General features: G+C 55.0%; 7 protein-coding genes and 2 pseudogenes. 1 reads left to right on the top strand and 8 read right to left on the bottom strand.

The genetic code is table 11. The features are described 5' to 3' along the window. Together LC354_RS25710 and LC354_RS25705 are read right to left on the bottom strand one after the other, a co-directional pair. Positions 1 to 200 (bottom strand): annotated as a pseudogene (locus tag LC354_RS25710) (type II toxin-antitoxin system death-on-curing family toxin); the annotation flags it as partial. Between the two features lie 2 nt (positions 201 to 202). Then, positions 203 to 451, bottom strand: coding sequence for a hypothetical protein (locus LC354_RS25705; protein ID WP_223428813.1), 249 nt, complete (start codon positions 449 to 451; stop codon positions 203 to 205). A 411-nt stretch (positions 452 to 862) separates the two neighbouring features. Between LC354_RS25705 and LC354_RS25700 the strand changes: the two are divergent. Beyond that, positions 863 to 1,053 (top strand): annotated as a pseudogene (locus LC354_RS25700) (transposase); the annotation flags it as partial. A gap of 189 nt (positions 1,054 to 1,242) precedes the next feature. Here LC354_RS25700 and LC354_RS25695 read toward each other — a convergent pair. From LC354_RS25695 to LC354_RS25670, 6 genes are all read right to left on the bottom strand, one after another. Continuing rightward, positions 1,243 to 1,542, bottom strand: coding sequence for a type II toxin-antitoxin system RelE/ParE family toxin (locus LC354_RS25695; RefSeq protein WP_223428812.1), 300 nt, complete (start codon positions 1,540 to 1,542; stop codon positions 1,243 to 1,245). A gap of 8 nt (positions 1,543 to 1,550) precedes the next feature. After that, positions 1,551 to 1,817: an antitoxin gene (locus LC354_RS25690; RefSeq protein WP_223428811.1), complete on the bottom strand. Its 267-nt coding sequence runs from the start codon at positions 1,815 to 1,817 to the stop codon at positions 1,551 to 1,553. Between the two features lie 69 nt (positions 1,818 to 1,886). Beyond that, on the bottom strand, positions 1,887 to 2,954 hold the full coding sequence (locus LC354_RS25685; RefSeq protein ID WP_223428810.1) for an EpsG family protein: 1,068 nt from the start codon (positions 2,952 to 2,954) through the stop codon (positions 1,887 to 1,889). Then, the gene (locus LC354_RS25680; RefSeq protein ID WP_223428809.1) at positions 2,954 to 4,033 is read right to left on the bottom strand and encodes a glycosyltransferase family 4 protein; all 1,080 of its coding nucleotides are present in this window, start codon (positions 4,031 to 4,033) and stop codon (positions 2,954 to 2,956) included. The genes LC354_RS25685 and LC354_RS25680 overlap by 1 nt, the downstream gene beginning before the upstream one ends. Then, positions 4,030 to 6,030 (bottom strand): asparagine synthase (glutamine-hydrolyzing), encoded by a 2,001-nt coding sequence (asnB, locus tag LC354_RS25675; protein WP_223428808.1) that lies wholly within the window; start codon positions 6,028 to 6,030, stop codon positions 4,030 to 4,032. The genes LC354_RS25680 and asnB overlap by 4 nt, the downstream gene beginning before the upstream one ends. After that, positions 6,018 to 6,228: hypothetical protein (locus tag LC354_RS25670; RefSeq protein ID WP_223428807.1), on the bottom strand; the 211-nt coding region annotated here is incomplete at its 5' end. The genes asnB and LC354_RS25670, both read right to left, overlap by 13 nt.

The following is a 6,228-nucleotide window of genomic DNA, read 5'->3' as shown; positions in this document are numbered from 1 at the left end:
CAATGGACCTGACCGATCGCCTCGGCATAACAAGCCGCCAGAGCAAACGCGTCCTCAATCAAGCCATACGCAAGGCGATTGTCCACAGGCGACAATGCGCCTTCGAGTGTTTTGTCGCGTGCGTGTCCCACAAGTTCGCCAGGGTTCAGAACCTCGTCATGGATGAGTTCAACAAGTTCTGGAGACAGAAGTTTGAACACGTCTATTTGTCCTTGAGGTAATCAAGAACTGGCTGGTTGATGCCTTCTCGACGCTTGAGACTTCCCAAGACCTCGTCGCGTGTGGCAACATGGATTTTGGTTTCCTGAACAGCCTCGGCGGGTACAAAATACCCTACCAGAGCCGAATTTTTCAAAACCGCAACCGGATTGCCGCCGGAGCGTTCAAGCACTTTATGCGGCTCACGCATTTCAGTCATGGTGGCAATGTGGGGTGTGAGAAGTTTGGCCATGTATATCTCAATAATATGTATTTTAATATATACTGTAATCTACGTTTAAATGCAAGATGGGCCAGCAATAGAGGCGATCTGCCGCAAACCTTAGACTTGAGAGACGGGGTCGTCCCATGGGCCTGAGCGTTTTAGGAGGCCGGTTCGAATCTTCAGGCAATGAGGCCAATCGCCTGAGGAACGAGCCGAGCGAGGTCAAAGATATGGTGTTCATCCGGGATCTGTTCAGGTCTGCTTGATTTCCCCTTTAGGGGTTGCGGTTTTCAATGAAGGATCTCACCCAAAAAATCTGACGACGGACAGTCCATCGACATTTTGGAGGGCTATTTGCGACCGGCCGATAACAACCTTTTGTGGCGAGGCGAACGCTCGATAACGTTGGAGATCGTACTCCCCATGATCGATAGCATCATGAACAAAACAACGAACAAGTATTCACCCGAGGTGCGCGAAAGAGCCGTACGGATGGTTTTGGACAATCAAGGGCAGCATGAAGCCGCTGGTCTGCGACCCTGTCGATCTCAGCAAAGATCGGCTGTGCACCGCAAACGCTGAACGAATGGGTGAAGAAGGCTGAAGTTGATAGCGGTCGGCGCGGTGGAGGGGCGCGCGGCTTTGTCGACCGTACTCCACGAAAGAAGCCAAGGCGTAAACCCAGTCCAGGAACTTACCAACTGCACCCGAAGGTTTTTCCTAGGGTAGGGGATGCAATAGCCGCAGAGTCTGAGAGACTTGGGATCACTAAGGGGCAGCTGCTCGAGCTACTGTGGGAACAATACACATCGAAGTGACTACAGCCGGATTTGCAATCGCCGCACGAAGTGCATGCGCTCGTGCAGGATGGCGATGATGATTGGACGATCCTCGTCCAGATAGGCGATGTAGTGATGCTCGCAACGGTGGATGTGGACACCGTCTGGTAATTCGGAGAGCGTTTTCGAGCGCGCCCGCCCGTCACCTACGGCCTCGCAACACGCCTCGATCTGGTCGAAATACGTCTCGGCCTCGTTAAAGCCCCATTTCTTATAGGTGCAGCGCCAAATGCTGCGCAAATCCTCTTCGGCGGCAAGCGTGAGGTCATAGGACTGCATGGCGACGGCTATAGTCCGGCCTGCTCATGTGCTTCACGCCGGATGTCGGCCATCGACTTCGTGGAAAACTCCCCACGCTGCGCATGCTCGATCCGAGGGCTGAGAAAGTCGGCCAGAGCGGCAACCGCTTCGTCCTCGCTCATGTCGTCCAGGGCAGGGGCAGCGCCCAAGGTCCGCTTCAGCACGTAGTCCTTGATGCTCTCGCCTTTCAGCGCAGCGATGGCCTTCAGCTTCTGGTGTTCTTCGGGTGTGATGTCGATTGAGAGTCTGGGCATGACATGAGGATAGCGCATCGCATCGCACAAAACAACATTTGTTGTTCGTACACTATGATTTTTACTAGGTTATCTCAAAAAATGGCCACCCGGCAGCCCAAAGAGCCAACTGTTATACGGAACATAGCATTGCTGAAAATGCCCGGATATCTGAGTCCAGACTAAGAAGACCAATAGCAGACCCAGATAAGGGAGCGCGGAATGCAATGATTGGTTAACTCTGAACGACAAAAAGGGTAAGCGGGCGAAAATCATCGCCTGAATCGGAATGAGATAGTAGCCGACCCTGTCACCGATGACACTGGAGACTGGAACCAGAAGAATAGCCAGTGCCATTCCGATCGCGCCAATGCTTGCAAGGCTGTAGTCCTGCGGGAAGGCACGCATCCATTTTTTTCTTACGAACAGGAAAAAATAAAGCGCTGACAGACTAAGGATGCCAACGCGAAAAGCCGCGCCAAAGGCTTCAATGTTTGTATCAATATAACGGATCCTAGCGATCTCCGCACTGTCTCCGCTGGCGAGCAAAAATGCCCCGGGAATGGAAAGAAGTGCAGTCATAATTAGACGTGTCTTGGTGTAGCGACCAGTTGCGATCGGAAGTAGAAGGATAAAAATAAGAGCACTGGAGTGAAATCCAGCGGCAAGAATTATCCAGAGAACAAAATGGGCAGGACGACGATCAATGAAGGATGCGAAGGCAATACAAACCAGACCGATGGCCGCCCCTTGTCGGATCCCCGACATTGGCATGTTGATGATCAGGATCGGAAACAGCAGCACTAGAAAGCCCAGCGGATCCGGCTGTCGCCTTGCAAGTACGTGGACACCGATGAAAAATACTGCACTAGAGACAATATTGGCGACCGGATAGGGAAGCCCATTGTTTTGGATCCAACCCAGGATCGCCCACCAGATTGGTTCTCTTGTACCCTTGATGACCGACCAGTCGATATTCTCGGCGGCGAGGTACTGGAAGTAATACCCCGACCAGTCGCACCCGACCTGAAAACGGAATGCCGAGAATAGAAATAGCGCCAAGAGAACAATATAATAAATCTGCCGACGCAGTCCGTTTTGTCGAGCCAGCGCATAACGCAGGAGGAACAGACCATTGGTTAGGCCAAAATAAAGCATCAGCCGTGCGCCTGACTTTTGATGACACTGCCCAACATACGTGCCACGCGCGGGCCCCAGACTTGCAGAGAATACCGTTCCTCAACTTTTCGGCGGCCAGCGGCTCCCATCCGGCGGCGCAGCTCGGCGTCATTTAGTAAAGTTTCGATTGCGGTGTGCCAGTCGTCATCACTCTCCGCCAGAAAACCGTTCACACCATGCTCAACAATATCGCGATTGACGCCCACCGGCGATGCCACGACCGGTAGACCGCAGGCCATGTACTGGATCAGTTTGTAGCCGCATTTACCCTGCGCCCAAGGCGTGTCGGGCAGTGGCATGACACCGATATCCATGCCCTGGATGGAAGACACCTCGGTGTCTTCCATCCAGGGCAAGATTTCGAGCGTTCCCCTGGTTTCAGGTTTCATGCTTGCGCCGACCGCCCGAAACAGTGCCCGATGCTCTGTAAGGAGGGGATCCAGTAGACCGTGAATGGGATGGGCGAGTTCCTGCCATGTTTGCGGGGTGCCGATCCAACCAACGCGCAGCGTAATTTCATCAACCGCATCCTCGCGAACCTCATAGGCATCAAGATCGATAACAGTCGGAACCAACTCAACCTGGGTCGCACCGGAGCGCCGCGCATGGTCGCCCAGATAGGGGTTCCCAGCCATCACCAGGGCTGAGGCTGCCATCACACGTCCGATCTTTTTACCTAAAAAGGCCTGAACCGTTCCAAGCTTGTGTTTGTCATAACGGTGAAAAACCGCATCATCGTAATCGCTCACGATTGGCACCCCTCGAGGAAGAATCGCGCGTTCGATCAGCCACGGGACCCAAGGCAGGGCCTCATATTCCAGCCAGATCAAATCTGGGGTCGGGGTCATCCTCATATCGCGCATGCGCTGAAGCATATGTCCGGTCGTAGAACCACGTTTCCTCTTTCCCAAGTAAAGCGCCTGCAAATAGGCGTCATCAAAGAAAGGAGCAACCTGAACTTTCAAGCCTTCGCGGGCCAGAGCGGGCAGATACTGCATCGTACGCAATCGACTGGACGCGCCTAAGCGGGTGTAACGCGATAACAGCAGGATATTCATGAGTGCTCCTGCGTCTCATACCACGCCTGAAACATCAGGACTGCCCAAAGCCGTGTCGCCCAGTCTCTACGTCCCGACAAGTGCTCTGCCCATATCTGGCGAATAATGTCTGGCTCGAAGAAGCCATCCTTAGCCAGGCGTTCGCGCGAAAGCAAATCTTCGGCCCAATCCCGTAGCGATCCACGCAGCCATATACCAATCGGAATAGCAAATCCCGCTTTGGGCCTTTCGATGATCTCTCGCGGTACATGTTGATAAAGGACCTGTCTTAAGGCCCACTTGCCTTGACCTTCGCGGATTTTCATTTGCATTGGCAAACGTGCAGCGAGTGCAATCACGTCAGGGTCAAGGAACGGCGTACGCGTTTCCAGGCTGACCCCCATTGCTGCGCGGTCAACCTTGCACAGAATGTCATCTGGTAGATAACTGCGCATGTCCTGCACCATCATCCGCATAGCGGGATCATCAGCACCGAACTCAGGGAGTGGATCATCAATTTGAGATGCAGGTTCTCTGAGATCACCCGTTATCACTTTTTCAGGTTCGATCCACGTGCTGGCCATATTTCGGTATAAGTCATCAAGGTCGTTTGTCAGGCGTAGTCGTTCACCCAATCGGTGGACCTTTGCGCCCAGCCCTGTGATCCCGGCGCTTCCGGGCCGTAAACGGTTGTAGGCATCGCCAATCACGTCCCAGGTTCTCTCAGGCAACGCCTGCGCAGCGTGACCCGAAATCTGTCTTATGGGTTTGGGTGCCCTGGAGATGCGCTTCCATAAGCCGGGGCCGCGGATGTAGCGATTGTAGCCCCCGAACAACTCATCACCCCCGTCACCTGACAGGGCAACTGTCACATGTTGGCGCGCTGCACGGCAGACAAGATGTGTAGGGATTTGAGACGAGTCTGCAAAGGGCTCATCATAGAGTTCTGGCAGATCGGGTATTACGTCGCGCGCATCTGCGTCGGTGACTCGCAACTTGATATGCTCGGTGCCCAAATGGCGTGCAACGGCGGCGGCATGGGGGGACTCGTCAAACGCGGCCTCATCGAACCCAATTGTAAAGGTCTGCACCGGCCGCGTACTCTGCGCCTGCATCAAGGCAACGATGGTGGAACTGTCCACGCCACCGGACAGGAAGGCGCCCAATGGCACATCCGAAATCATCTGCCGCCCTACTGCCATGCTGAGAACCTCATCGAGCGTCGCAACTGCCTTGCGATCGTCCATGATCCGGTCCTGAGCGCCAGCATCAATCTCCCTGTTCAAGTCCCAATAACGGCGGATGCCAATCCCGCCATAGTGCCCGCCAGGGCGGATCGGTTCTTTTGGTGGCGTAGCAGCGTACGCGCCAACAACCGTGAGGATCGTCCCTGGTTCCAGTTTATAAAGGCCAGGGTGGATGCTCCGCGGGGCTGGCACATATAAATAGCGCAAATACTGAGCCAAGGCGGAGCGACACACCTCGCGCGGGCAATCGGGATACGACCGCAATGCCTTGAGCTCGGACCCGAACACCAGCGTCTGCCCAGCCCATCCCCAGTACAGCGGCTTTTCCCCCACGCGGTCGCGCGCGAGAGACAGCAGCTTTTCCGAGCGGTCCCAGAGCGCCAGCGCAAACATGCCTTTCGCGCGTTGAAGCGTCTCATCGAGCCCCCAATGCGCAACGCCCGCAAGTAAGGTTTCGGTGTCCGAATGCCCAAGCCAGGCAGGAGCAGCGCCAATCCCTTCAAGTTCGTGACGCATATCAAGGTGATTGTAAATTTCCCCGTTGAACGCGATTACGTAGCGCCCACAGGTCGAGCGCATCGGCTGCGCACCAGCCTCGGAAAGATCGAGGATCGACAGCCGCCGATGCCCCAATGCGACCTCACCTTCCGTCCAAAACCCTTCCGCGTCCGGTCCGCGATGAGCGAGGCTGCGGGTCATCTTCTTTAGGGCCGCCAAAATACCCTGAGCATCACTTGAGCCAGAAGCAAGCAGGCCCGCTATGCCGCACATGCGCTGCCCTCGGTGTAAGTATTTCCGGGTTGGACGTCTCCCTCAGCCAAAACGCGCACGACGAGGTCACAACCGAAGGCGATTGCGCGATAGCTGTCACGCAACCCTGTCAGGGCAAATCTGAACTTCGTCCCTGTTTCCGGACACTGGGGTACTTTACCCCTGTCCATGAAAGGGGCACCGAATGGGACAACATCG

Source organism: Tateyamaria pelophila, assembly GCF_019966495.1.
Taxonomy (GTDB): domain Bacteria; phylum Pseudomonadota; class Alphaproteobacteria; order Rhodobacterales; family Rhodobacteraceae; genus Tateyamaria; species Tateyamaria pelophila.
The sequence above is the reverse complement of the archived record's forward strand: the minus strand, read 5'-3'. Positions and strand labels throughout refer to the sequence as shown.